Source organism: Streptomyces sp. NPDC001502 (assembly GCF_042894785.1).
In the GTDB taxonomy this organism is placed as follows: domain Bacteria; phylum Actinomycetota; class Actinomycetes; order Streptomycetales; family Streptomycetaceae; genus Streptomyces; species Streptomyces kutzneri.
This window is the reverse complement of sequence record NZ_JBIAVW010000019.1, coordinates 70,646-94,589: the sequence shown is the minus strand read 5'-3', so window position 1 is coordinate 94,589 and position 23,944 is coordinate 70,646. Positions and strand designations below refer to the sequence as shown.

The window sequence follows — 23,944 nt, the reverse complement described above, 5'->3', positions numbered from 1 at the left end:
ACGGCCACAGCGATGCAGGAGAGCCGGCCGGGCAGTATCAGGGGGCGCGCCGCGCAGGTCTCGCGCTTTGAAGATGGCGAGGCTTCACTCTCAAGCGCCGAAACCGTGCGCCGTCCCTCACAGCCTTCGGGGCCCGACTCCGTCCTCGGCGAGCGCGTCGCCCGGGTTCAGCAGAGCGCAGGCCTTCATCGAGAGGCATCCACAGCCGATGCATCCGGTGAGCTCGGCCTCCAGCCGCTCGATGGTCTGCCGGCGCTCCTCCAGTCGACGCTTCCAGCCACGCGAGGCGAGCTGCCACTCCTGGTGACTCGGCGGACGGTCGAGCGGCACATCGGCGAACGCCTCCCGGAGGTCCTGCAGCGGGATGCCGATCCGTTTCGCCACCGAGATCAACGCGATCCGGCGCAGCATGTGCCGCGGGTAGCGGCGCTGGTTGCGATCGTCGCGTTCGGATGCGATCAGGCCGAGCTCTTCGTAGAACCGCAGTGCAGAGACCGCCGCTCCGGTCCGCGCGCTCACCTCACCGATGCTCAGCCAGTCGTCCGGCGTAGCCCGTTCGGCGCCGGAACGGTCGCTCGTCATACAGGGGCCTCCTCTTGACCTCAAGTCTACTTGAGGCCCTACGGTCGGCTGCGTTGCGCCAGAACGGCAAGCAGGAACGATCGGGAGAGGATGGCAGTTCGATGACGTTTGTGATCGCTTTGCCCTGTGTGGATGTCAAGGACAAGGCATGCATCGATGAGTGCCCTGTCGACTGCATCTATGAGGGTGAGCGGATGTTCTACATCCACCCGGACGAGTGCATCGACTGCGGCGCATGTGAGCCGGTGTGCCCGGTTGAAGCGATCCTCTTCGAGGACGACACCCCGCAGGAATGGCAGCACTTCAATACCGTGAACGCCGAGTTCTTCTCCGACCTCGGCTCCCCCCGCAGCAGCGCCAAGCTCGGTCCGATCGGCAGGGACCATCCGATAGTGGCGGCGCTGCCGCCTCAGGAAGCCGATTGAGCCCGAGAGCCGTCACCTCAGCCCCTCCGACCGTCACGTTCGAAGATGGCGAGGCTTCCTTGAACAGCTCGGCCGAAGTGGCGCTGGCCAGAACTGCCCCGGCAGTCCATCGGGTGACGTGGCTGCCGCTTCAGGCTGGTCACGTTCCAGAACCTGGGCTTCGAGCTGAGAGATTCGCCGATCTAGGAAGCGTGTGTTGGAGCGGGCGGCTTGGAGGCGGTCTCCGAGGGTCCGCTGTCCTGGGCCAGCTGGCGTAGGCGTTCCTTGAGGGGCCGTGTTCTCGACGGAGATGCGCTGGGCTGAGTCCTGTGGTTGGGGTGGCTTTGTTCACGGGTTGTGAGGCCCGTTCCGTCACGGCTTCGGGAGGCGCCGGCCGAGGCGGGAGGCAGATGTTCACGAGAACCGGAGGCAGTACGCCTCAGCGGGCCGCGACATGGCGTCGGAGCCACGCCACCGGTCATCTGGCTCCGTAGCCAGCGCGTTTGTCCCCGGCGACCCGGCTCCCAAGGACGCCCAGACTGTCGGTGCTACGTCCCGGCGCTGGGCGGTGCCGTCGGACGTCATGAACAACGGCTCGGCGCCGACGGCCAGGGTGGCTCCCGAACTGCTGTTAGAACGCACGCTCGCTCCAGACGGGTGGCGCGCGTCTCAGCGGCCACGGCCCGGGCTCCGCGCCGGCCTGTCAACCGCCGCAACGCCGAGGTGCTCATTCCTCGACTTGCGGCGACCTTCCCTCCCACGGCTGGTTAGTCTCGGGGCATGCGGATCGCCGTTTCCTCGGACATGGACGAACCCGTGGCTCGCGCACTCCTCGGGCAATTGCGCGACCGCGGACACGACGTGGTGACGTACGGGGCGCTCAGCCCCGGCGATGATCCGCAGTGGGCAGCCTGCTCGGAGGAGGCGGCCCGCGAGGTCGCCGCCGGGAACGCCGACCAGGCGGTCGTGTGCTGCTGGACCGGTACGGGCGCGTCGATCGCAGCGAACAAAGTTCCCGGCGTACGCGCAGCCCTGTGCACGGACGCCTACACGGCGGACGGTGCGCGTCGCTGGAATGACGCCAATGTGCTCGCGCTCAGCCTGCGCCTGACCTCGGAACCGCTCCTCAAGGAGATCCTCGACGCCTGGTTCGCCGCCGAGGCGAGCGCGGACGCCGAGGACCGAGAGAACGTAGCGCGCGTCAATCGGCTCAACAACACGAGAACCACACCTGAATGAAGGCAGTGACGCCGGCGGGTGGGACGGTTGCTCCCGGCACCGCGGTCGAGGCCGCTCATGCCCCCTCGGGGGAGTGCAGTCGGCCAGCCGCAGCCGTCCAGGGCTCCTAGCCCCCACCGGATACTCGGCGTGACCGCACCACGGAAAGTGAGTCAGAACCCAAAGTCCTGAACCTCTGCTGCCGGCGTTCTCGTGAACAAAGCCAGGCGGTGGGCCGTCAACTACCTGTCTTTGAGGCTGACGGTGCAGGCCAGGCATCACACTCCGGAGCCTGCTTGATCTGAGCCACCTGTAGCTGGACCATGCGGCAGCCAGCCGCTGACCGGTAGGCGAGCACGGGCCGTCGCCCCGGCCGGGCGACGGCCCGCACTGCGGCGTCCGGCAGGCGGTCTGAAGGGGGCCACCCGCGGCGTCGTCATGCCCGAAGACGGTGACGGCGATGAGGCGCCAGCCCTCCTCCCTGGTGTCGGCGTACTGAGAAAAGCGGCTCTGGCAAGATTTTCGTAGCATCATCCTGATGCGGGCAGTCGGCCGGTTTGCGGGGTGGGCAGCCTTTGAGTGTGTTCTGTTGAACTGTCAAAGCTGTTACCGCACTTGGCTGGGTTACTGGTGTTCTCGGCTGTTACTTCCGGTCCTGGCGTGGTGATTGAGGCTCGTACCCACTCCCGTGTCCCAGCGGGATGCAGCGGGTGCGGTGTCCTGAGCGCCTGGACCCACAGCCGCTATGTCCGGCACCTCGCCGATGCGGCGCTCGGCGGCCGGCCGGTCCGGATTGACTTGTCCGTGCGCCGTTTGTACTGCGAGAACCCGTTCTGCCCGAAGGTGACCTTCGCCGAACAGGTGCCTGGGCTGACCGTCCGCTACCAACGACGAACGCCGCTGCTGCACCACCTGGTCGAGTCGGTCGGTGTTCTGCTGGCGGGCCGGGGCGGGGCCCGGATGCTGCGGGTCCTGAACGTCAGCCTCTCGCGGTGCACCGTGCTCGCCCAGCTGATGCGGGTGCCGCTGCCGCCGCTGGTCACACCCCAGGTGCTGGGAGCGGACGACTTCGCGCTCTACGGCGACACCTACGGCACCCTCCTGGTTGATGCCACCACCCGCCTCCCGCTCACGCTCTGGGAGGGCCGGGACGCCGAACAGCTCAGCCGATGGCTCCGCGCGCATCCCGGAGTCGAGATCGCCTGCCGTGACGGCTCCCTCACCTGCCGGCAGGGCATAGCCGACGGCGCCCCCGACGCCGTTCAGGTCAGCGACCGCTTTCACCTGTGGCAGGGCCTGTCCGCGTTCAGGAAGTCGCCGCCGCCCACCGGCGGCTGCCTGCCCGCCGCTCTCCCTGCCCCCGAAACGGCCGGACCCGAGCCTCCTTCGACGACAACAGAACCTGGACAGGACACGCCCGCCAGCCGGCCCTCCCAACGGCTTTTCGAGGCCGTGCACGTGCCGACCGATGCCGGCCGCCCCTACAGTGCCACGGCCCGCGAACTCGGGCTGGACCGCCGCACCGTCCGTAAATACGCCAGAGCCCGCAGCTGGCACGAGATGATGCGCCGCCCTCCGCGCCGCCCGTCAACCTTGGATCCCTATCTCGACTACCTGCAGCAACGCTGGGACGAGGGCGAGCACAGCGCCAAAATCCTCCACCAAGAACTCGTTGGCAAGGGCTACCTGGGCCACTACCAGCGCGTGAAAACGGCCCTTGCGCCGCTGCGACGCGGCCTGCCCCTGGACGAGCCCCGCGAACGACCGCCCTCTCCACGCGAAGCCGCACGCTGGATCATCACCAATCCACTCCGGCACGGCCTGCAGACGACGGAGCGTCTGCGGCGGCTGCTCAACCACTGCCCGGAACTTCACCGCACCCACGAACTGGTCCGTCAGTTCGCCACCATGCTCGATACCGGCGACGCCACATCGCTGCCGACCTGGCTCGATCACCTCGCCAACAGCGGACTTCCGCCCCTCGCCGGCATCGCCACCGCCCTGCGCGAAGACCGGCACGCGGTCGCCCAGGGGATCACCAGCCCCTACAACTCCGGAGTCAACGAGGGCCGCATCACCGACGTGAAGCTCCAGAAACGCATCATGGCAGGCCGCGCCGGCGTTCCACTCCTCCGCCAGCGAGTCGTACTGGTCGCCCACCTACGCCGCCACTACGCGGACCAGCCAACCCTCACCCCGGAATGATCTCCGGCTACGGCAGAGCCACACCCACCAGTACGCCGAAACCCCGAGCAGCATGGCTACGACCTCACGGCTTGATCAGGGACTTACCTGAAGACATAGACACGCCCAACAGAGTTGACGTCCGAGGTGTCCTCGGGTGTCCTGCTGCAATGTCTGATCTTCGCATCCAGCAGCCGGACGGCGACGCCACGCTCAAAGACTGGCAGTACGCCCACAACGTGATCATTCCTACCCACTCCCTCTCTCTGGACGAGGTACGGGAACGTGCCGGGCGCCACCACCTGGAGATCGCGTATGTCGATGACGATCTCGTGGGCTGCAGCACGGTGCGCCCGCCGACGGACGAAACACCGGCGGCCACAGTCATCGCCCGCGTGCTCGCCGCTCACCGCAGGCGGGGGTTCGGAGAGGAACTCTATGCGCGCGGGCTCAACCGGGCCCGTCAACTGGGGGCCGAGGTGATCGAGACCGTCGTCCTGTCCTCCAACGAGGACGGACTGCGGTTCGCGCTCAAGCAAGGCTTCGTCGAGACGGAGCGATACCTGCTGCCTGGAGACACCATCCCCTGGATCGACTTGCGGCTCTCCTGACCGGGACAGACCGCGCCCTCACCGCCTGCGCAACAGCTCCTCGAATGAGCCGCACCCACCGACCGACCGCTGCACCGGGATGATCTCCGACTACGAAAATCTTGCCAGAGCCACGCTCAGGCGTACGCCGACACCCTGGTGGCTGTCCCGGCCCGTTCGGACCGCTCGAAGGCTTGCCAGGCACCGGCCGGGCGGCTCCCGCCGTTCGCGGTCGCTGGGCCTGGGCGGAGAGGACGGTGGCGGAGCTGTGCCGGGGCTTGGCCACCGGCGATGCCGGGCGGGACGGTTGCTTCGGCATGCCTGCCCTGACCGCCGCTCTCTCCTACGCCAGGTGCTTCTTCGGTCGGGGTCGGGCGTCGAGGAGTGCCCACCAGGTGTGGCCGTCGTGGTCGGTGTGCGTGCCGCAGGCATCGACGGCGCGCAGCAGCGCCACATCCGTCGGCACTTGCCCTGCACTTTCCTGGTCGTTGGTCTGGTGGCTGAGGACCATGATGAGGATCTTGGCGTCCTGGTCGGCGAGGTGGACGCTGACGCGTTTCCCGCCGCCTGCCACGGCCGTGTCGACCAGGCCGTGGACTGTCTTGAGGAAGTCGTGCTCGTCCGGCTGCGGGTAGTTCCATTCGGCGATGGCGAGCGCGGCTTGTCCGGCGGCCTTCTTGGCCGCCCACTGGTCCGCGCGGAAGGCCGGCACCCTCGTCCGCCGGCTGGTGACGACCAGCCGGGGCGGCATCCCGGTGAGCGATTTCGGCTCGGTCGCCGGCTGCGGCCGCCGCGGCTCCACCGGCTTCTTCTGCGGCGGCGGTGACTTCGGAGACGCGGCGAAGTCGCGGAGCTCGATGGACGCGGGGTCTGGAGCTTGCCGTCGACGGTGCGGGGGGCCTCGCCGCGCTGGGCGGCCTGCTGGCGGCGGAGTCGGATCGGCGTCCCGTGCGGCGGTGAAGGAGGCGAGGACGTCGACCAGGTCGTGCCCGGCGACGTGGTCGCGCACCATGGCCTCGACTTCGGCCGGGCGGTCGGGCGGCCGGGCGGCCGGGGTGTCGTGCGGGTCGTCGTGGTGCGAGTCGCAGCCGTCCAGGCGGCCGTGGTCGGCCTTCCACCTGCCCGCGCGCTCGGCGGCCGCGGTGGTGCGGTGTCGGTCATCTGCGAGTCCTGGTCGTGGTGGTGGCAGGTCAGGCGGGTCGGAGACGACGGTCTCCGGGGTGTTCGTGGACGGCGGCGACACGGTTGTCCGTCGCGCCTGGGCGGAATGCACTCGGCCCCCGCCCCGAGCAGCCAGGCGATCGCCTCGATCGTTCTACCGCGTACCTGATCAGCCGTTCGTGGGCGGTCCGGAAGGGGCCGGGGCTCGTCGGGCAGGTCCCGCCAGGACGAGTTGGTCACCTCCTTGATCATCTGTTTGGCCGTCACCTGTGCAAGAATCTTGAACACATTCAACTTGAACGCATTCAAATCGATCATGGGGTAGACGGACGTGGTGGACTTCAGCAATTACGTCGGGGCGCCGAAGCTGCAACCCTGGCGGCCGCCGCCACCGGCCCCGCCGTGGCCGCGATGGCGGAAGTTCCTGATGGCCCTGACCGCTGTCGCGGCGATCGGATTGCCGCTGTGGGTGCTTTATGTGCTCGGACAGCCCGAGGAGATCGAAAGACGTCCGGCCGCATGTGCGAAGGCCCTGAAGAGCATCGGCTGGAAGCCTCCGGCACGCCTGGACGAGGAGGCCTGCACGGAAATCGAGAGCAGCATCTTCGCAACCGCCTGGAGCGGAACGTTCCACATGCCTCGCGCCGATGTCCGCGACTGGCTCACCGGCCTGCCGTCCCGCCGGGATGGACCCCCCGTCCTGAGCGGGGAATCCGCCCCCCAGACCTTCTCCTTCGTGCCGCCCTCGGCCGGACGGATCGACACCGTGGAGGTCTCGGTCACATGGCGGGGTGAAGCGGACGCCGTCATCAGCTTCAAGACGTACAACGGCTAGGGGGTGTCCGCCGGCCGGTCGGCCGTTACTCCGTTCGTGGCGCGACGTCATGAACTGACCGATCAGGCCTGGGAAGTGATCGAGCCGCTGTCGGCCCCGCCCCGGATGGGCCGTCCGGGGTCGGACCGGCGCCAGGTCCCGAACGGCATCCTGTGGAAACTCGTCCGGGCCGGCCTTCCACCCGGCGTACTGGTGAAGGACGACGTCCGCGTCGGTGTGGGTGTCCACGTCGGCGCCGAGGTGCTCCGCCCGCCGCTGTACGGCGGCCCGCTGCTCGGTGGCGGTGCGGCTCAGGCTGTCCGCCTCACCGGTCAGGGCTTCGCCGGTGGACGGCGTCCACACCAGCGGCGGGAAGTCGGCGGTGGTAACGGTGTCGCTCACGTGCTGCTCCTGGGGGTGTCGGCCCGTGAACGCGCCGGCCGGACTGAAGCCGATCCGCGCCTCCCGGCCCGACGGAGCACCGATCTACGTGTTCATGGACAACCGGTCCGCCCACAAGGGCAGCGAGATCCGCGGCTGGGCGGGAAGTGCAAGGTCGAGTTGTGCTTCGACCTACGCCTCCCGGGCCAACCCGATCGAAGCCCACTTCGGACCGCTGAGGCAGTTCACCATCGCCGCTTCGCATCACCCGAACCACATGGTCCAGACCCGGGCCCTGCCTGCCTGCCTGCCTGCCTGCCTACCTGCGGCGGCGCAACGCCAACGCCCGCCTCCGCCTCGACGTGGTAGACCACGTGCCCGCCGCGCGTGCCGTGGCCGCCGTGGCCGCCGTGCCCGCTGCTGCCGTTGCTCGGCGCGTAGGCGACCCGGAGCACCACCACGGGCCCCCAGCTCCGGCGACACCCGCTCGACAACCGGCGCGGCGGACGACCACCAACCTCCGTCCACCTCGTACGGGCCCAGCAGGCCGAAGTATTCGTCTCGGCGAGTCGTCGGCAGAGCGCGCCCGAGAGACAGCCTCAACCCTTGCGGCGATGCCGACGACTGTCCGGGACGGCGCCGGCCCCCGTCCATGCGCCAGCGCTGCTACCCGGGCCGAGACGGCGAACAGCTTCTCGCTCTGGCAGCGTTCGTCGCGATCATGTCACCGGTCTGCGACAGCGTTGTCCGGGAACGAGTACATCGCGTTGAGCCGGCCCGCGGTCCCCGCATAGTCATCATGCAGCGCCGGGCCGGACCGCCCCGGCCGCGACCAACGACCGCAAAAGGGGATTCATCTCATGTCTGGCAACCGCCGTAAGGCCTCCCTCGTCACCACGGTTCTCGTGGGCGGAGCAATGCTGCTGACGGCATGCCAGGACACGGACGCGGGCGCGGACGCCGGCGCCCCCCAGGCCTCTGCCTCGGCCTCCGCCACTGCGGCCGCGGGCGCGGCCACGCCGTCCGCCTCACCCGCGGCCACCGCCGAGGCCTCCGGAGGCACGGGCAAGGACAACAAGAACGGCGGCGCCGGCGGCGGGCAGAAGCAGGTCGGGCAGGTCTGCGGCGCCAACGACATCTCCTGGAGCACCAAGTCCGAGACCCAGGCCGGCGGATACATTCTGGTCGTCGCGAAGGCGAAGCCGGGCATCACCTGTACCCTGCCCGCCGTTCATCCGACCGTTGCGTTCGGATCCGACGGCACGGAAGCCGGCCCCGCCGAGCAGTCCACCGGCAAGCAGATCACGCTGTCCGGGAACACCACCGCCTACGCAGGAGTGAACCCGAAGACCACCAGCGCGAACGGCGGCAAGGAACTGGACAGCATCATCGTCGCCATCGGAAACGACGACCCCGACCCGGTCTCCCTGTCCGTCGGCACCATCACCGTCGACAAGCCGATCGTCACCAACTGGCACACCTCCCCGAAGGATGCCGTCCCCTCCCAGTGAGCACGCTCGGGGCAGGAATCCAGGGACGGGCGCGAACACGAGTCCGCCTTCCTGCGCGTTCTCATGACGGGTGAGGAGGCGTCCTTCGGAAGCGGACCCTTTGCGCTCAGCCCGCCGCGGGAACGTCCGCGCGCGGACGGCGGGCTCGGCCCCGCCTGCAGACGACGCAGCAGCGCGCTTTCCGGCCGTGGCCCTGTCCCGGTTACCGTCCCGGCGCCGACCCGTCGCCGTCCGGCGCCTGGTCGGGGTACGAGGTGCTGTACCCACTCGCGACCGCCGCCCGGAGCGGAGCATCGACAACGCCGCCACCGAGCGGCTGCGCCGCCGGACCGAGGCCTGACCGTAGGGTGCACCCGGGTGCGGGAGTCACGGGTCGATCCCGCTCACGTCTCGTCACACGTCCCCCCAGGGCTCAGGGTTCGCTTCCGTCACCACCCCCCGACCGTGAGCCGGCCCCGCTCGTTCCCACCACGTACGGCGAGGTCAAAGGAGCCGTGGGCGGGTGTGGCGGAACGGCCGCGGTGCGCGGACCCCAGCCGTGGACGTCCCCGGCAGCCCTCGGCGAGCCCTTGCCCTGCGGGTCGTGCACCACCGCCAGGGACTCGCCCTCCTTCGCGAGCCGCGAGCCGCGAGGGGGTGTCGGGGGAGTTTCGCGTTGAACGCGCTGTTGAAGACGATGTGGATCGGGCTGGCCGCGACCTTGATCGTGAGTCTGGCCGCCGTGGTCGCGCCGGACCACGTTCAGATAGACGACGACGGGCGCATCCACCGGGGCGCGCCCGCGCCGACGCCGTCCCCGTCCCCGTCCCCGTCCACGGCGGCGCCCGCACCGGAGTCCACGTCACCGCCCCTCACACGGGACGCCGTGGACGAGGTGATCCGGACCGCGGTCGGCGCGGCGGGCCTTGACCCGGCGCAGGGCCGCCCGACCGTCGCGGCCGGCGCCGACTCGAAGAGGACGGGCTGGATGGCCGTCCGCGAGAAGAGTGCCGCGCAGTCGGAGATGGACGCGGTCTGCGCGGACCTGGAGCGCCAGGGCTGCCCGAGATCACCGTCCGCATCGGCTGACTCCTCACGCAGAAGCTCACACCGTCTTCCCGGGAAACCGCGCACGCTGCCGCCGCCGGCGGCCTCGCCGAGAACTCCGCACGGAGAGGGCTTTACCAGCCGTTCTACGGAAGACGACGGCTCATGACAGAGGTGGGTCGGCAGTGAGCTGGCCGAGGTTCGCAAGGGAGAGTGGCGAAGACCTTGCGGTCCTCCCGGCGGGCAGAGCCGCGTCATTCCGGAGTTCCGCACGCGTCGGCCGGAGCTCCCGCGCCCGTATCGCCGCCGGCGCCTGACATTCCCCGGCGCGGCTGACAGTGCCGCCACAGGCCATTCCGCGGGGCTTTCGGGGCGGCCGGCTCCGGTCGCGCCACGGATCGTGCAGCAGGGGTCAGGAGAACGCTGCCGCTGCATGTACCGGCGCAGGGCAGGCCCGGTCCGCATGACCGAATACCACCCCATTGGACTGCTGGCCGAATGTGGAGCCGCAGTGTTGTCGAGGAATCGGCGCCGGGACATGATCGCTACTCGCACGACCTGACTATCCATTTGGGAACCGGAGCAGGAGCAGCGAAATCCCGGCCGGAACCGGTTTCTTGCCGCTCCCAGACTTGATCGCGGCAAAAGCGGGAGCCAGGAGCATGCCGGCTTCGGCAGCTCTTTCCTGCCGCCGCGCAGACGCTTCGCGCTCTGCCATGTCACTTTTCAATGAAAGGAATTCCAGGCTTTCATGTACAAACGTTCAGGGTTACTCGCCCTCACCACAGTGGGCATCGTGCTGTGCACCGCTGGTCTCACGCCTTCCGTCAGTCAGGCAGTCGGCGGTACCGGCGACGGGAAGGGTTCCTATGCCGACAGCAACGGCCTGACAGCGGATGACATCAGGCTCATCAACGCGCTGAACGAAGAGGCACTGGACCTGGGGCGGCCGGGCAAGACCCCCGGCGGGGACCTGCCGAGCGCCACCGAGTCCCGCAGGGCCTCCGCCGCGGCCGACGACAGGGTGACGCCGCCTGCCGAGCCGCTGGAGCGCATGCCCGACGCATACCGGGCCCATGGAGACAGGGCCACTACCGGCATCGGCAACTACATACGCAAGTGGCAGCAGGTCTACAGCCACCGCGACGGACGAGTGCAGCAGATGACCGAACAGCAGCGGGAGCAGCTGTCCTACGGGTGCGTCGGCGTCACCTGGGTCAATTCAGGTCCCTATCCGACGAACAAACTGGCCTTTGCGTCCTTCGACGAGGAGAAGCACCGGAACGCTCTGGAGAACACCAGCCCCCGGCCGGGCGAGACGCGGGCGGAGTTCGAGGGGCGCATCGCCAAGCAAAGCTTTGACGAGACAAAGGGATTCAACCGGGCCCGGGATGTGGCATCCGTCATGAACAAGGCCCTGGAAAGCGCCCATGACGAGAGTGCCTATCTGAGCAGCCTCAAGGCAGAGCTCACAAAGAACGACGACGCTCTCGCCGCCGAAGACAGCCGTTCGAACTTCTACTCGGCCCTGAGGAACACCCCGTCCTTCAAGGACAGGAACGGGGGCAACCTCGACCCGTCCAAGATGAAGGCGGTCATCTACTCGAAGCACTTCTGGAGCGGGCAGGACCCCCGGAGCCCCTCCGACAAGCGGAAGTACGGGGACCCCGACGCCTTCCGCCCCAACCGGAACACAGGCCTCGTCGACATGTCGAAGGACAGGAACACCTCACGCAGCCCCGCCAAGCCCGGCGAAAGCTATGTCAACTTCGACTACGGCTGGTTCGGGGACCAAAAAGAAACAAACCCTGACAACTCCATATGGACCCACGCCAACCACTACCACTCGCCGGAAGGCGGTATGGGTCCCATGCAGGTATACGAGAGCAAGTTCCGCAACTGGTCCTCCGGATACACGGACTTCGACCGCGGAACCTACGTCATCACCTTCATACCCAAGAGCTGGAACACCGCGCCCGCCAAAGTGAAGCAGGGCTGGCCGTAACAACTCGCCCCCTCACGAGCGCGATGTTGCGCAACCACCGCTGAACGGTGCGGGGGCCGCTCCTCGGCCACGTCCGGTAGGAGTCCTCGACGTCGGCCTCGGGGCCTGCCGGTCGGCCGGGATCCGGCGGTGCGGCCCTGACGAGTCGACAGGATCACGGCTCCGTATCTCATCGGAAACCGGAAGGGCCCGCCGTCGCGATTGTTGCGGAGCCAGACGAGCCGGATGTCGTAGGGGTCATGGCGGACCTCCCACAGGCCCTTGCGTTCGGTGATCCCGGACTTCCCCCGCCGCAGCCCGTCCAGGCCCTCGCAGTCGCAGATCCTGTTTTTGATCTTGATGCCGTAGGAGTTGACGGCCTGCCCACGGGCAGCCAGCAGTTCCAGGTAGTCCTCGGCCGTCAGCGGCAGCGGGAGGTAGCCGGCCCTCTCGACCAGCGCGGCGTACTTCTCGTTCGGGGAGAAGGTTCGCCGCGGTAGTGAGCGGGTCACGCAAGGCGTCATGGGGCCTGTGCTGCCACTTCGCCTTGCCGACCGCAGGAGCTCGGATATCGGCTTTGAACCAGACACTACGGTCGCTGCCACCACTCCCAGGGCCGCGCACTGGCGAAGCGACGACCTGGCCACCGAGCCGGGCTTCCACGCGTGGCAGCACCACTTCGTCTCCGCGACCGACCTGCGCGATCCCGCGCTGGACCGGCTCCTGCTCTGCGTGGCCGACGACATGACCGACAGCGTCATCCTGACCGAACCCGCCTGCGCATGGGCTGTCCACCCCTGTGACGGCGGCGTGGACGTCTTCGTCGGGAGCGTCGCGGTGCGCGATGAACTCGCCAGCGCCTATGCCCCGTGGCTGCCGTCGACGCTGCAGGGGACGTGATCCGGGCCCGGACCGAGCGGGCTGTTCAGATAGCGCGCCCGATTCGGCAGGTCCAGACCGGGAACGGCGTCGGCACGGGATCGACCTCCGCCCGGTCCTGACCGAGGGACTCGAATGACGTGAGTTCGGTCCACGGCACCAGGCCGGGAACACTGTCGTCGACGAAGCCGGTGATGATCGGTTCGAGCGTTTCGGTCAGTACGTAGTCACCACCGAACGGGAGCGATTCCGGGGGCTGGGAGGATGTTGAACAGCGTAGTTGTCCGGCTTGCTCGTCGTGCCAGACGTAGAACGTGGCGGTCCCGTGCGGACCGAGGGGCCGGATGCGGTCACGCAGCGCCCTCGCGGTGCTCTCGAAGGCGGCAGCCACCTCCTCCACGACCAGCGTCGCCCGCTCCTCGGCGTCGGCGCCGAGATGCCAGGTGTTGGTCTGCGACTCGGCCGCCTGGTTGCCCGGGTCCAGGACCAGGGGCTCGTCCGCGACCTCTGCGATGAACGTCAACAGCATCGGCCAAGTGTGCACGACCGCCGGTGGCCGCTCCACCAGGGGTGCGGCGGCCACCGGTCACGGTCGAATCAGCCCGCCGGAGCCGCGATCCGGGCTTCGAGGTCGGCGACGCGGCGGTCCTGGAAGCGGAGGTTGCTGCGGGCGGCGCGAACGTGATCCGGCCGCACTCCGGGCAGGTCTGCACCCCGCTGCCCCGCCCCGACGTGGCAGAGAGCTGGTAGCCGCCCGCCCCCCGTTTCCGTACAAGGAGGGGCCGGGCCGGCTGCGGCTGCCGGGTGAGCGGTCGGCGGGGGCCGGCCGGTGTGGGGACCTTGCCAGGGCCCTGGTGAGCGGGTGGCGGCCGGGCAGGCTAGTTTGCTCGGATGAGTCTCCTTGATGATGTGGCCGAGCGCGACGGCTGGCAGTGCTGGGTGTGTGACGAACCGGTCGACCCCGACGAGTCGGTGAACGACCCGCGGGGGCCCAGTGTCGACAGCCGGACCGCCGACCGGAAGGCCAAGGTGGCCGAGCGGCTCGCGCACCGCGGGTGCAACACCCGCAAGGGTGCGGTCAAGGTGGTCATCGCCTGGCCGGAGCGCCTGTACGTAGTCGAACCCGCACCGCTGATCGCCGTCGCCGACAGGCTGGAGCGCAAGGGTGGCCGCGAGATGGTGGGCCGTTGTCCGACCAGGAAGGACGCCCAAGAGGCGGCGGACTGGCTGGTGGACCGGTTCTCCCGACTGGTACCGGGGATGCCGGTGACCGCCGACATCCAGGCGGGCGGCGGCCAGTTCCTCGTCATCCTGGCCGCCGGCCGCCGCTGACCGGGGATCACCCACACACACTCGCGTCGAGATGGCGGTCATCTGACCGCCGCCGTGCCCGCCGTGCCCGCCGCGCCTGCCGCGCCGCCAGTGCGGGAGGCCGGCCGCCGGTCCGTGGGCTGTGCCCGCGAGTACGGACGCGAAGCGCTCCGGGGACCTGTGACCGAAGGCTTGAACGTCCCCCGCGATCCCGACCTCGGTGACCGGGCCCGGGCCCTGGAGCAGCTGAAGGTGTACCCGGCCGCGCACTCGCAGATGGTGTCGCTGGTCAGGGACGTCCTGCCGGAGCGGGCAGCGAGCCTCCTGGTCGGCTCGCGCCGGCGGCCGCTGCTGGCCGCCCGCATGCAGCAGATCGGCGAGAGCGACGGCACACACGTCGTGGCCCGGCACGTGAACCGCCCGACGGCCGACACCTCCTGGCAGCAGGCCACCGGCACGGCTCTGGCGTCGCCCGCGTCCGTTTCCCGGCTGTGGGTCTCCCCGATGGCGGCCCGCCCCCGCTCCACCCCTTGGACAGACGCCACCGCAGCGGCCGCGGCTTCGGCGCGGGCCGCGGGCCGCGGGGAGTCAATGCCGGCAGGACGGCCGGACGCGGAGCAGCTCGGTCCGCAGCACGGGTGTGCCGTCGACCGGTGCCGGGTCCTCCGCGGTCGGCTCGATTCCTCCGGCGGCGGTCTTGTCGAGTGTTGCCAGGCCGTCGGGGCCGACCGTGCCGAACACCGTGTAGTTCGGGCGCAGTGCGGAGTCGCCGTAGACGACGAAGAACTGTGAGCCGTTCGTGTCCGGACCGGCGTTGGCCATCGCCAGCAGGCCGCGCCCGTACAGGCGGCGCGCGCCGGTCGGATCGCTCGGTGCGGGTGGCAAATCCACCGGTAGCTCGTCCTTGTACTTGTACCCGGGCCCTCCCTCACCGGTACCGGTCGGGTCGCCGCACTGCAGGACCTTCAGCGTCGGATACGCCGTCAGACGGTGGCACACCGTTCGGTCGTAGAACCCATGCCGTGCCAGGTGCAGGAAACTCTGGACCGTGCACGGCGCCTTGGCCTGGTCCAGACGCAGCGGGAGCGGACCCTGGCTGGTCGGAACCGCCATGCCAACCGTGCCACGGCTAGGGGTGCGCCGCGGGTCGGGCGGCAGCGGAACATGACGCGCGGGCGGCTCGTCCGGGGTCTGCGTGTACTGGCAAGGGCCGTGCGTGGTGCGCGGCGGAGCGCCGTCGGAAGCGGTGGCGGCACTTCCCCCGGACACGACTAACGTCACGGCCGCAAATGCGCTGATCAGTGCTCGGTTCATCTTGCGCGCCCTCCTGATGATCGCCAGGTTTTGGAGCGGTCGCAGTCTAGGGCGTGGTGCGGTCGGCGGGAATGGCCAACGACGGGAGGCCGGCGCGGCCGACCCCGAAGTCCTGCGGACTCGACGGCTGGGCAGGGGGAGCCGGTGCTGCACGAGGTAGAGCAGATTCATCGCACCGTCCTCGTCGATGGGGGACAGACGTACATGGCGCTGATGCGGAGGCTGATCGACGGCGTGCTCCTCGCGTTGTACAGGCGCTGTACCGAGAAGGAACTGCCGGCGCTGTGCGAGCGCCTCGGCCATCCCCCGCCCAGTGCGGGCAGCAGCAAGCACGAGCGCCTGGTGTCCAGCCTGAACGCCTGCCCCGACGACCGCCTGCCGGGCGTCGCCGACGCCGTTCCCAACCAGGAGAAGCTGGACCAGGCAGAATGTACGGCGCTGCAGGACGTTCCGTGGCTCGGCAGTCACCACGTGCAGATCCCGAGCCGGACCAGGCGCGGGCTTGCAGAGACTTCGATCTGTCCGACCACCTCGGCTACGCGGACCGCTTCATGGCTCTGCTGGGGCGAATGTGGCACCTGGACAATGATCCACTCGGTGGATGGACCACCCCGACAAACAGCCTGCGCAGCCAGATCGAGCGCCACGTGATCCGGTTCCCGGACGACTGGACGACCGAGCAGTTATTCGAGCAGCTCGGTGCGCCGTCGAAGTACCGAACCCCTGCTTCGGCCACCTCCTCGGGGGCTTGGCATCCCCCGCTGTCCTGCCCGACGAGCCGGCGCAGCGCCGCTTCGTCGAGCTTGCCAACCGGCCCCTGACCTCTGCGGGCGCCCAGCTGAGCCAGCACGGAGAGGAAGACGGCTACCCCCGCTTCCAGCTCGTCGAGCACGGCTGCGGCACCGCACGCCGACCGCGCAACTCATCTTCGCCACCCTGGCCAAGCCTGACATCCGCTTTACCAGCGCCCTCGACAACGACATCGAGGTGCCGAGCGCGCCGACGAGGTGCTCGTACTTCTCGCGGGGGCACTCCTCTTCGCATGCCGTCGGACAGTGCCTCCCCCCGAGACCGCCAAAGGCGGACGTCCGGCCGGGGCGAGTTCCCCGGTCGGCCGTCCGCCTGTCAGATGGTCAGTTGCCGCTGCTTGAAGTTACGTCTGGTGCCTCAGCGGCGCGATATAGGGATCCAGGCTCGCCCTCAGATCCGAATCCGAAACTTCTCGATTGCCTCCTACGCCATTCCACCCCTCCAAGTGCCTGATCGCGTGGACCGGAACTCCCAATCCATGGTAGAAGCAGTAAATGAAAGCGAAGAAGGTCGCTTCGCTTCCCAGCTCTCCTTTCACCCATAGCGCAATGTCCACCGCGTCGTCACCGCGGATCGCGCGCTCGCGAATGCCGGAGCCGATCAGCTTTGGATTCTTCATCTCCAAAATATGACCTCAACCTTGGTGTAGTTACCCGGATTTCCTTCCCGCTTCAAGAATTCAACCCGACCGGTAAAGCCGTACTTCGTGGCCATCTTACCGGTGAATGTCAGCCGCGCCGCCTCCTCCTCGCTCAACATGAGGCTCTGTATACCGGCGTTGAAGCTGTCCAGGTTGTCCCTCATCTCACCGCCGCTGAGCCAGGTTCCCGCCATTCCCTTCGCGTTTCCGCCTATGTGTCCCATCACGTCGTCGATCATTACACTGCCGACTGGAGTCTTTCCCTCCTCGGCGAGAACGACGAGATGCAGGACTCCTTCCTTGTCGATGGAGCCCGCTATCCCATGGCTTCCGCTGCCGTAGTCATCCCCCCATTCAAGGCAAGGGGATGCGTTGGTCTGGCTGGACGCCGCAGTGGCCCGGAACGCGCTCTTTCCAGCAGGGATCTTGCTCTTCGTGCAGGCTTCGCGCAGCTTCTGGAAGGCCTTGCTGGTGATACCTGAGATGGCCGTTTCGGATACGCCGAGAGTTCGCAGGGCCTTGTAGGCATCGGCGAATCCGATACCGGTCATGACGGCGGCGTCGGCAGCCCGGACGGCGTCCGCGATGGGCTTGAGGATCTTCCCCGCGAAGAGGAGCCCGACGTCCAGGGCCGCCCATGCGCAGCCGCCCCAGCTCCCGCGCTCAAAGCCGGAGGAGAACTTCTCGCCGCACTTGATCCAGTGCCCGAAGAGGATGTCCACCGGATCGACCCCCGCCTGGTACTCGGCGATCGTGATGGTGTGCGTGACTTCCTGCGAGAGCTCTTCCGTCGGGTACTGCCCCATGTACTTTGTCTCGCCCGAAGGACACGTGGACTTCGACGGGTCCATGACCAGCGTGTTGCACAGGTACACGTCAAGGAACGCCTTGTACCGGATCTTCACCGTCATCGTGCAGTCGCCCTTGTAGAAGAGCGAGTCGAGGATGCCGTCGCAGCCGGCCGTCTTCTTCAGGGTTTCGGGCTTGCCGATGTTTTCGGTGTGGTCGATGACGTAGAACATGCTGCCGATCGACCCGCCGGACCCGTCGGGCACGGTTCCGGTGTTGATCTGCTTCGCCTTGGCCGCCTTCTCGGCCCTGTCAGCGGCTTCCTGGGCTTCCTTGGCGTACCTGTCGGCGTCCTTCGCGGCCTGTTCGGCCTCGGTCGCGGCGATCGCGGCGCGGTCGGCGGCCTCCCGGGCGATCTTCGCGTCCTGTTCGGCCCGGGTCGCCGCCGCGCGGGCCGCGGCCGCGTCGAGGGCCGCCTGGTCGGCGGAGTCGCGGGCCGCCTTGGCGTGGCCCTCGGAGCGTCCTGCGGCCTGGTCCGCGGCCACGGCGTCCGCCGCAGCCTGCCCGGCGAATTCGGTACTGCGGACCAGTGAAGCGGAGGCCAGGGACGCCGACTTCGCGGCGTCGGCCGAGTAGCCGAGGGCCTCCTTGGCGTAGGTACGGGCGTCCGAGGCGTACTTGGTCGCGTTCGACGCGTGCTCGTACGCGGCCTTCGCGTCGCCCTGCGCCTGATCGGCGATGGCCTTGGCCGAGGCGGCCTCCTCCTGCGCGTTCTTGGCGTGCGCGTCGGCGACGGCCTTCTGCTGTTCCGCGATGCTCTTCGACGCCTGCCCGGTCAGCACGACCAGGCCGGCCGCCGAGTCGGTGGTGACGTACGGCGAGCCGAGCTGGACGGCGTCATTCGCGGGCTGGGCGACCTGTGAGGCCGCCTTGCCCGCGTCGACCGCAGCCTGGGCGGTCACGTAGGCGAATCCCGCCGCCTTGGCGGCCGCGGCCCGAGCCTTGCCGGCCTCCACGTTCGCCTTGCCCGCGTTGGTCTTGGCGGTCTTGGCCTGCGCGTCCGCCTCGTTGGCCTGGGAGACGGCCGCTCGCGCGTCGAACGCGGCGCGCTCGGAAGCGCCGATCGCGTCGGCGGCCGCGCTGGTCGCCGTCCGCACCGCGGCGTCCGCCTTCAGCTTCGCGGCCTGGGCGGCGTCGGCGTCCGCGCGCGAGCGCTTGGCCGCAGCCTCGGCGCGGGTCGCGGCTGCGTCGGCCTCGGAGGCCGCCTTCGTCGCCGCGTCGGCCTCGCCGCGGGCCCTGCCAGCTGCCGTCTCCGCCTCGGTCGCGTGCTTGTCCGCCTGGTCGGAGGCCGCGCGTGCGGCGGTGGCCTCCGGGCCCGCGTGGAGCGAAGCGGCGTAGGCGGCCTGGGCGTCGGCCTTGGCGCGCGCGGCGTCGGCCTTCTGTTCCGCTTGCCAGGCGTCGTCGCGCTTGGCCTTGGCATTGTCGCGGGCCTTGACGGCGCCGTTCTTACGCTCGACCGCGGTGGCCTCGGAGGCTTCGGCCTGCTCCTTTGCGTTCTTGGCCTTGGTCGCCTCCGCTTCGGCGTTCTTCTTGTGCTGCGCGGCCTCGGCCTGCTTGGCGGCCGCGGCCACCTTCTCCTTCTTCGCCGTGGCCTCTTCCGCCTCGGCGGCGAGCCGCTTGGCGTGGGCGTTGGCGGCCGCCGCCTTCGCGTCGGCCTCCGCCTTCAGCGCCTCGCCGAGCTTCGCCTTCGCGGTCTCCGCTTCCTTCTTGGCGTTGTCCCGGTGCGACTTGGCCGAATCCGCGGCGGCCTTCGCCTGCAGCTCGGCCGTCTGCGCGGCCCCCCTGCGGAACTCCGCCTTCGACTGTGCGGCCTGGGCCAGAGCGCGCTGCGCGATGGTGTCGCTGTCCGCGCCGGAGGCACGGGTGGCGGCCTCGGCGGTCTCCCCCGCCTTCACCATCGCGTCGAGCGCAGCCACCGCGCCCTTGGTGACCTGGGCCTTCTGCTGACCGACCAGCAGACCACGCCCTCGCGGCGCACCAGCGGAGTCCGCGACCGCGTAGGCGGCCTGCTCGGCGGTGTCGCTGGTGGCTGCGGCCTTCTTCGCGGCCGCGGCCTGGGCCTTCAGGACTTCGAGCTGCTTCTTGGCGCCCGTCTGGGCGTCCGTGACGGCCTTCTTCGCCTTGTCGAACTCCGCCTTGGGCGGAACGGAGCCGGTGTTGGCGGACGGCTTCACGTCGAACTGCTGCGAGCCCGACGTGTTGCAGTCCCACAGCCGCGCGTCGACGCTGTTGTCGTACGCCGGCAAGTCCATGCACTTGCCGGTGCCGACGCTCTTCAGGCCGGTGGTGGCGCGCAGGTTGAAGTCCCAGGTCTGTGCCGGCGAGCTGTTGCACGTCGCGATCTGGATCTTGGTGCCGTTGGCGTTCTTGTTCGACGCCACTTCGAGGCACTTGAAGGACTTGGTGTTCCGCAGGTGCAGTCCGTGATCGTCGCCGAAGAGCTGCCACGACTGGGCCCCGGAGCCCGTGCACGTGTACACCTGCACGGGCGTGCCGTCGGCCGTACCGCCGCCCTGCACGTCGAGGCACTTGCCGCTCGCGGCGTGCACCTGGATCGTCGCCGGGCTCTCGCCGACGGCTCCGACGCCGCCGGGAGACCAGTAGTCCTGGAAGCGGGCGGCGTGGTCGGCCACCCACGAGTGGCCCAGCAGCTCGCCCAGGGCCTTGGCACCCGCGGTCAGGGACTGGGTCGCGTTCTTGTTCGCTGCCAGGATCTGGTTCCGCTGCGCCTGCTGGGAGGCGACCTCCTGCTGCCACTCGGCGGCGGCCGTCTCGGTGATCCCGCCCAACACCTTGGCCGGGTCCATCGGGTCACGCCAGGCACAGGAGGCGAAGCGGGTCTTCAGGTCCTCTACCGCGATGCGGTACTCCGCCGTCCCCGCCGTGGGTGCCGTACGGGCGAACCCTCCGGAAGCGAGGAACATACGGGCGTTGTCGGCACCCGTCGGCTCCGGCGACCAGTCGGTGAGGGCCTTGTACGCGTCGCGCTCCGCGATCGCGCGGATCCAGGCGTCGCCCGTGACCTGCTGGGGGTCGGGGTCCTTGCCGTAGAGGGGCGCGCCGAGGTTCTTGACGGCCGTGACGGCGGCTGACGAGGCCTGGGGCGTGGGGTCCTTGTAGAAGTCGCTCTCGGAGGTCCAGAACCGGTCGGCGGTCCACTTGCCCAGCCCGGTCTGGGCGTAGAAGTCCTGCTTGCCGTCACCGGGCGAGCCCGGGGGCCAGTGGAAGTCGGCGTTGTTGATGCCGCCCGGAGTGGTCAGCCCCTCCAGGGGCTTCTTCCACGTGTCCCGGAGGGAACTGATCGCCGTCATGGCGCTGCTCGCCGCGTCCTTGTCCTTCTGGTACGCGGCCGCGAGCGGGGTCTGCTCCCAGCGCTTGCGGTCGGCCAGGACATGGAGCTTGTCCTGCGGCTGGCTGAGGCCGTCCTGGGCGACCTGCGCCATGGCCGGCCCGCCCAGGCGCAGGACGTCGGCCATCAGGCACTGGTCCTGCCGCCACTGCTCGGCGGCGGTGTCGTTGAGCCAGTCTTCGGAGCTGCCGGCCGCGGCAGCGCGTAGTGCGTTGGAGCGGTCGAGCACTGCGGGGTGGACGGCCAGACCGGCCAGAACGGCCAGCGTGCCTATGGATGCGACGGCGGGAGAGAGAAGCCGGGATCTGAGCGATCTCCGGGAGAGCATGCCTGGTCTTGAGCGCACGAATGCTGTCCTTCACGGCAGATGAAGGCAACCGAGGAGCGGATCGAGCCTGAGGACGCAGCACCCCGGTCAGTTTGCGGACCCGAAGGCACACCAGACAGCACCGGACAATCTGGTGCGGCCGGTGTCGCGGCGAAGCGAGTTTTCATCCCCCGAAGCGGCACCGTTCCCCCGGCCGCCTATGACGCGCGCCATGTACAGCCGGGTCAGGGCTGCCATCGACGCGGTGATCACCTTACCCGCGGTTAACTTAAATCAGCCATACCTATTCGGACGCGAATGCGGCCGCGTGGTGGCGAGAGATGGAAGACGAACGGTTCAACCGGCTGGTCCGGCTCATTGGAACGTACAGGCTCAAGGCGGGGCATCCGGCGGAGGGCGGCCGCATCGAACCGCGCTGTCTTCCGTAGGTCTGGTGGCACAGCGCGGTGACGGTGCGGAGGGGGGTGGAGGCAGGTACCCGGCGGCGCATGGCTGTCCTCGGATGGATGATGCGGTGGCCGTCCCGCGCTGGAGCGGTACCGGCGCGTGGGGAGGTCGACGGCATGCAGCACTGCACACGCCTCGGCGGAACCGAACCCGACAGCGTGAAATACGCCGTGACCACGGCCGGGGAGCGAGACCTGAAGTTCGGCGCATACGTGGTGTTCGGGTTCGGCCACGACGAGTCGACCCCGCGCCCGCAGGGATGGTCCGCTCCACCGCCTCGGCCTCAAGCACCCCCGAGCGCAGGTGGTCACCGAACAGGGGACGCAGGTCCTTCACGAGAGCCACTCCATTCCCTTGAGCAGCCAAGTTCGTCCATGTCGGATCGCTGCCACCCGGCCACGACCCGAGCAGCTGCTTACCCGTTCCGGCAGGGGCGGGCCGGAGCCGGTCGAAGACCAGGTGGCGGATCCCCAGCGGCGAGCCGACCGTCACCAGCGCCCGCACCCCGTGCCCGGGCAGCGCGCACAATGCCTCGTACGCCACCACCGACCCCACGAGTGCGCCACCACCACCCGGGCGTCTGGCCCGATCGAATCAGCCACCCTTCCGCGGACCTGCTCGCGCACGCCCTCGGCGACGACCTGCGAAGTCGCCTGTGAACGCGCCGGTGCTCTCCGGCCGTCAGCGAGTGCCCGCAGCGCTGCCGCAACTCCGTGCAGAGATCGCACGTCATTTGAACGGCGCCTCCTGGCGCGACCGACCTGATGGGTCACGCATTCGCCCTGCTGATGGCGCTCACCTCTCCCTTGCCCATAGTGCCGCGTTGGGTGACGCGCGAACTTGGCGCCACGGAAGCTCTGCTCAAGGTCATGTGTGCAAGGCGCTACCGGGGTGCGAACTGCACCGATGGCGGCAAGGAATGCGAAGGGTTCCGCTTCGCTTCCAGCTGCCAGGGTTCCGCGGTCGAGGAGTACGACCCGCACGTCGAGAAGAACAACTCTTCGGTCACGCCGGTTCCCGGACCGGAGAACGGCGCCGCCGGGAACCTGCTGCGCGGCTTCTTGAATGCCAACCGAGTCAACGGCGTTGAGGACGGCTTCGTCGTGAAGATCAGCTGACATCGGCGCCCTTTGACGGGATGGGCCCCGGGCGAGAGGCGGGCCCACCCCATCAAAGGCCGCGTCACCGCCTCGACCTCGGCTCGTCCTGCACTGGTCACCGCACCTGCCGTCGGAGTCCGCTTGCTCGTGCGTGCACCCGGCACCAGCCGGGGCCCGGTTCGTGCGGCCGCCCTCGCTGGCACGCTTCTGGGATCTCGGCGGCCGGCATGCGGTGTCGCCGGGGCGCGGTGGAACGCAGGCCACACCAGGGGTAGCTGGCGTCGGGTGTGTGGTTGGCGGATGACGATCCGTGGCAGGGCGTGACGTGCCACGGATGCCGCGGGTGTGGTCGCCGGCGCGGGTCAGCCTGTTTTGGTCTGGGTGCGGCGGGCGTAGGCGCGGGACGCGCGGGCTCGGTCGCCGCAGCGGGTGGAACACCAGTGACGGCGGCCGTGGCGCAGGAGGAAGCGGTTGCAGGGGGTGGAGCGGCAGGCGGTGAGGCGCTCGGCGTCGGGTCCGGTGAGCAGGTCGGCGGCGTCGGCCGCGAGGACGGCGAGGGCATGCTCGACGATCTGGGTGACGGGGTGGGCCGCCTCGCGGTGCAGGCCGCGGTCCGGGTCCCAGTGGAGGAGGGAGGCGGCGGGGGCTCGGGTGAGGGCGTCGTTGACGGTGGTCAGCGCGGCGGCCGGGGCGGGCAGCCCGGCGGCATGGGCGCCGAGCAGGGCGCGGATCTGTTCGCGCAGGGAGCGCAGCCGGCCGGCGCATGTCTCGATCAGCCCGGTGTCGGCAGGGGCGAGACCCCGGTCGACGAGCCACCGTTCGGCGGCGGCGGGGGTGGCGAGGAGGTCGACGGAGTGTCCGCCGGGCAGGGTGACGGCGCTGTTGGCGAGGTCGAGGGCGGGGTGCTGCTCGGCGCCCGGCGCGGGGGGCGGCTCGGCGGTCGCGATCTCGTCCATAACGCTCATGGTACAACCCCACCTTTTCCATGATGCTCACGTTAGAACTTGCGTTTATCCGTGAGAATCGCCTACCGTGACTCACGGATGAACTACTTCCTATCCG

At 69.2% G+C, this 23,944-nt stretch carries 20 protein-coding genes; 13 read left to right on the top strand and 7 right to left on the bottom strand.

Annotated elements, in window-relative coordinates; genetic code table 11:
- Nucleotides 1–117: 117 nt before the first annotated feature.
- Nucleotides 118–582 carry a redox-sensitive transcriptional activator SoxR gene (soxR, locus tag ACFY0D_RS28965; protein WP_390800962.1) on the bottom strand — a complete coding sequence of 155 codons (465 nt, stop codon included), beginning with the start codon at nucleotides 580–582 and terminating at the stop codon, nucleotides 118–120.
- Between the two features lie 101 nt (nucleotides 583–683).
- Here soxR and fdxA point away from each other — a divergent pair, with 101 nt between their 5' ends.
- The 4 genes from fdxA to ACFY0D_RS28945 all read left to right on the top strand — a co-directional run bounded on the left by fdxA (nucleotide 684) and on the right by ACFY0D_RS28945 (nucleotide 4,999).
- Nucleotides 684–1,007 (top strand): ferredoxin, encoded by a 324-nt coding sequence (gene fdxA, locus ACFY0D_RS28960; RefSeq protein WP_390801031.1) that lies wholly within the window; start codon nucleotides 684–686, stop codon nucleotides 1,005–1,007.
- A 759-nt stretch (nucleotides 1,008–1,766) separates the two neighbouring features.
- Complete coding sequence (locus tag ACFY0D_RS28955) at nucleotides 1,767–2,225, top strand: RpiB/LacA/LacB family sugar-phosphate isomerase (RefSeq protein WP_390800961.1); 459 nt, start codon at nucleotides 1,767–1,769, stop codon at nucleotides 2,223–2,225.
- A gap of 558 nt (nucleotides 2,226–2,783) precedes the next feature.
- Complete coding sequence (locus ACFY0D_RS28950) at nucleotides 2,784–4,409, top strand: ISL3 family transposase (RefSeq protein WP_390800960.1); 1,626 nt, start codon at nucleotides 2,784–2,786, stop codon at nucleotides 4,407–4,409.
- A gap of 149 nt (nucleotides 4,410–4,558) precedes the next feature.
- On the top strand, nucleotides 4,559–4,999 hold the full coding sequence (locus ACFY0D_RS28945) for a GNAT family N-acetyltransferase (RefSeq protein ID WP_390800959.1): 441 nt from the start codon (nucleotides 4,559–4,561) through the stop codon (nucleotides 4,997–4,999).
- A gap of 322 nt (nucleotides 5,000–5,321) precedes the next feature.
- On the opposite strand, the gene ACFY0D_RS28940 is transcribed toward ACFY0D_RS28945, so the two are convergent.
- Entirely contained in the window at nucleotides 5,322–6,221 is a 900-nt protein-coding gene (locus tag ACFY0D_RS28940) for a hypothetical protein (RefSeq protein ID WP_390800958.1), read from the bottom strand.
- A gap of 345 nt (nucleotides 6,222–6,566) precedes the next feature.
- Here ACFY0D_RS28940 and ACFY0D_RS28935 point away from each other — a divergent pair, with 345 nt between their 5' ends.
- The 3 genes from ACFY0D_RS28935 to ACFY0D_RS28925 all read left to right on the top strand — a co-directional run bounded on the left by ACFY0D_RS28935 (nucleotide 6,567) and on the right by ACFY0D_RS28925 (nucleotide 11,876).
- Nucleotides 6,567–6,974: a hypothetical protein gene (locus ACFY0D_RS28935; RefSeq protein WP_390800957.1), complete on the top strand. Its 408-nt coding sequence runs from the start codon at nucleotides 6,567–6,569 to the stop codon at nucleotides 6,972–6,974.
- Nucleotides 6,975–8,194: 1,220 nt separating this feature from the next.
- On the top strand, nucleotides 8,195–8,845 hold the full coding sequence (locus tag ACFY0D_RS28930; protein ID WP_390800956.1) for a hypothetical protein: 651 nt from the start codon (nucleotides 8,195–8,197) through the stop codon (nucleotides 8,843–8,845).
- Nucleotides 8,846–10,622: 1,777 nt separating this feature from the next.
- A complete protein-coding gene (locus ACFY0D_RS28925) occupies nucleotides 10,623–11,876 on the top strand; it encodes a protein-glutamine gamma-glutamyltransferase (RefSeq protein WP_390800955.1) in 1,254 nt (417 codons plus the stop codon).
- Here the strand turns inward: ACFY0D_RS28925 and ACFY0D_RS28920 are convergent.
- On the bottom strand, nucleotides 11,807–12,367 hold the full coding sequence (locus ACFY0D_RS28920) for a hypothetical protein (RefSeq protein WP_390800954.1): 561 nt from the start codon (nucleotides 12,365–12,367) through the stop codon (nucleotides 11,807–11,809). The two genes, ACFY0D_RS28925 and ACFY0D_RS28920, sit on opposite strands and share 70 nt — an antisense overlap.
- A gap of 10 nt (nucleotides 12,368–12,377) precedes the next feature.
- Between ACFY0D_RS28920 and ACFY0D_RS28915 the strand changes: the two genes are divergently transcribed.
- Nucleotides 12,378–12,755 (top strand): hypothetical protein, encoded by a 378-nt coding sequence (locus tag ACFY0D_RS28915; RefSeq protein ID WP_390800953.1) that lies wholly within the window; start codon nucleotides 12,378–12,380, stop codon nucleotides 12,753–12,755.
- A 25-nt stretch (nucleotides 12,756–12,780) separates the two neighbouring features.
- Here ACFY0D_RS28915 and ACFY0D_RS28910 read toward each other — a convergent pair whose 3' ends face one another.
- On the bottom strand, nucleotides 12,781–13,317 hold the full coding sequence (locus ACFY0D_RS28910; RefSeq protein ID WP_390800952.1) for a hypothetical protein: 537 nt from the start codon (nucleotides 13,315–13,317) through the stop codon (nucleotides 12,781–12,783).
- Between the two features lie 308 nt (nucleotides 13,318–13,625).
- Here ACFY0D_RS28910 and ACFY0D_RS28905 point away from each other — a divergent pair, with 308 nt between their 5' ends.
- The gene (locus ACFY0D_RS28905; RefSeq protein WP_390800951.1) at nucleotides 13,626–14,066 is read left to right on the top strand and encodes a hypothetical protein; all 441 of its coding nucleotides are present in this window, start codon (nucleotides 13,626–13,628) and stop codon (nucleotides 14,064–14,066) included.
- Between the two features lie 567 nt (nucleotides 14,067–14,633).
- Here ACFY0D_RS28905 and ACFY0D_RS28900 read toward each other — a convergent pair.
- Complete coding sequence (locus tag ACFY0D_RS28900) at nucleotides 14,634–15,359, bottom strand: peptidylprolyl isomerase (RefSeq protein WP_390800950.1); 726 nt, start codon at nucleotides 15,357–15,359, stop codon at nucleotides 14,634–14,636.
- Between the two features lie 144 nt (nucleotides 15,360–15,503).
- Between ACFY0D_RS28900 and ACFY0D_RS28895 the strand changes: the two genes are divergently transcribed.
- From ACFY0D_RS28895 to ACFY0D_RS28885, 3 genes are read left to right on the top strand one after another with little or no spacing between them, the layout of a single operon-like run.
- Complete coding sequence (locus ACFY0D_RS28895; protein WP_390801033.1) at nucleotides 15,504–16,010, top strand: hypothetical protein; 507 nt, start codon at nucleotides 15,504–15,506, stop codon at nucleotides 16,008–16,010.
- Nucleotides 15,911–16,180: a hypothetical protein gene (locus tag ACFY0D_RS28890; RefSeq protein ID WP_390801030.1), complete on the top strand. Its 270-nt coding sequence runs from the start codon at nucleotides 15,911–15,913 to the stop codon at nucleotides 16,178–16,180. The genes ACFY0D_RS28895 and ACFY0D_RS28890 overlap by 100 nt, the downstream gene beginning before the upstream one ends.
- Nucleotides 16,108–16,713, top strand: a complete 606-nt coding sequence (locus ACFY0D_RS28885) for a hypothetical protein (RefSeq protein WP_390800949.1) — start codon at nucleotides 16,108–16,110, stop codon at nucleotides 16,711–16,713. The genes ACFY0D_RS28890 and ACFY0D_RS28885 overlap by 73 nt, the downstream gene beginning before the upstream one ends.
- Before the next feature lie 71 nt (nucleotides 16,714–16,784).
- On the opposite strand, the gene ACFY0D_RS28880 is transcribed toward ACFY0D_RS28885, so the two are convergent.
- The gene (locus tag ACFY0D_RS28880; protein ID WP_390801029.1) at nucleotides 16,785–21,335 is read right to left on the bottom strand and encodes a ricin-type beta-trefoil lectin domain protein; all 4,551 of its coding nucleotides are present in this window, start codon (nucleotides 21,333–21,335) and stop codon (nucleotides 16,785–16,787) included.
- Nucleotides 21,336–22,609: 1,274 nt separating this feature from the next.
- Here ACFY0D_RS28880 and ACFY0D_RS28875 point away from each other — a divergent pair.
- On the top strand, nucleotides 22,610–22,900 hold the full coding sequence (locus ACFY0D_RS28875; protein WP_390800948.1) for a hypothetical protein: 291 nt from the start codon (nucleotides 22,610–22,612) through the stop codon (nucleotides 22,898–22,900).
- A gap of 344 nt (nucleotides 22,901–23,244) precedes the next feature.
- Here the strand turns inward: ACFY0D_RS28875 and ACFY0D_RS28870 are convergent, their stop codons facing one another.
- The gene (locus tag ACFY0D_RS28870) at nucleotides 23,245–23,847 is read right to left on the bottom strand and encodes a CGNR zinc finger domain-containing protein (protein ID WP_390800947.1); all 603 of its coding nucleotides are present in this window, start codon (nucleotides 23,845–23,847) and stop codon (nucleotides 23,245–23,247) included.
- Nucleotides 23,848–23,944: the final 97 nt, after the last annotated feature.

Coding starts and splice junctions, on each gene's coding strand:
- fdxA (WP_390801031.1), top strand. CDS start 684: ATGACGTTTGTGATCGCTTTGCCCTGTGTGGATGTCAAGGACAAGGCA.
- ACFY0D_RS28900 (WP_390800950.1), bottom strand. CDS start 15,359: ATGAACCGAGCACTGATCAGCGCATTTGCGGCCGTGACGTTAGTCGTG.
- soxR (WP_390800962.1), bottom strand. CDS start 582: ATGACGAGCGACCGTTCCGGCGCCGAACGGGCTACGCCGGACGACTGG.
- ACFY0D_RS28915 (WP_390800953.1), top strand. CDS start 12,378: ATGGGGCCTGTGCTGCCACTTCGCCTTGCCGACCGCAGGAGCTCGGAT.
- ACFY0D_RS28955 (WP_390800961.1), top strand. CDS start 1,767: ATGCGGATCGCCGTTTCCTCGGACATGGACGAACCCGTGGCTCGCGCA.
- ACFY0D_RS28945 (WP_390800959.1), top strand. CDS start 4,559: ATGTCTGATCTTCGCATCCAGCAGCCGGACGGCGACGCCACGCTCAAA.
- ACFY0D_RS28870 (WP_390800947.1), bottom strand. CDS start 23,847: ATGAGCGTTATGGACGAGATCGCGACCGCCGAGCCGCCCCCCGCGCCG.
- ACFY0D_RS28880 (WP_390801029.1), bottom strand. CDS start 21,335: ATGCTCTCCCGGAGATCGCTCAGATCCCGGCTTCTCTCTCCCGCCGTC.
- ACFY0D_RS28930 (WP_390800956.1), top strand. CDS start 8,195: ATGTCTGGCAACCGCCGTAAGGCCTCCCTCGTCACCACGGTTCTCGTG.
- ACFY0D_RS28905 (WP_390800951.1), top strand. CDS start 13,626: ATGAGTCTCCTTGATGATGTGGCCGAGCGCGACGGCTGGCAGTGCTGG.
- ACFY0D_RS28925 (WP_390800955.1), top strand. CDS start 10,623: ATGTACAAACGTTCAGGGTTACTCGCCCTCACCACAGTGGGCATCGTG.
- ACFY0D_RS28890 (WP_390801030.1), top strand. CDS start 15,911: ATGGCTCTGCTGGGGCGAATGTGGCACCTGGACAATGATCCACTCGGT.
- ACFY0D_RS28935 (WP_390800957.1), top strand. CDS start 6,567: ATGGCCCTGACCGCTGTCGCGGCGATCGGATTGCCGCTGTGGGTGCTT.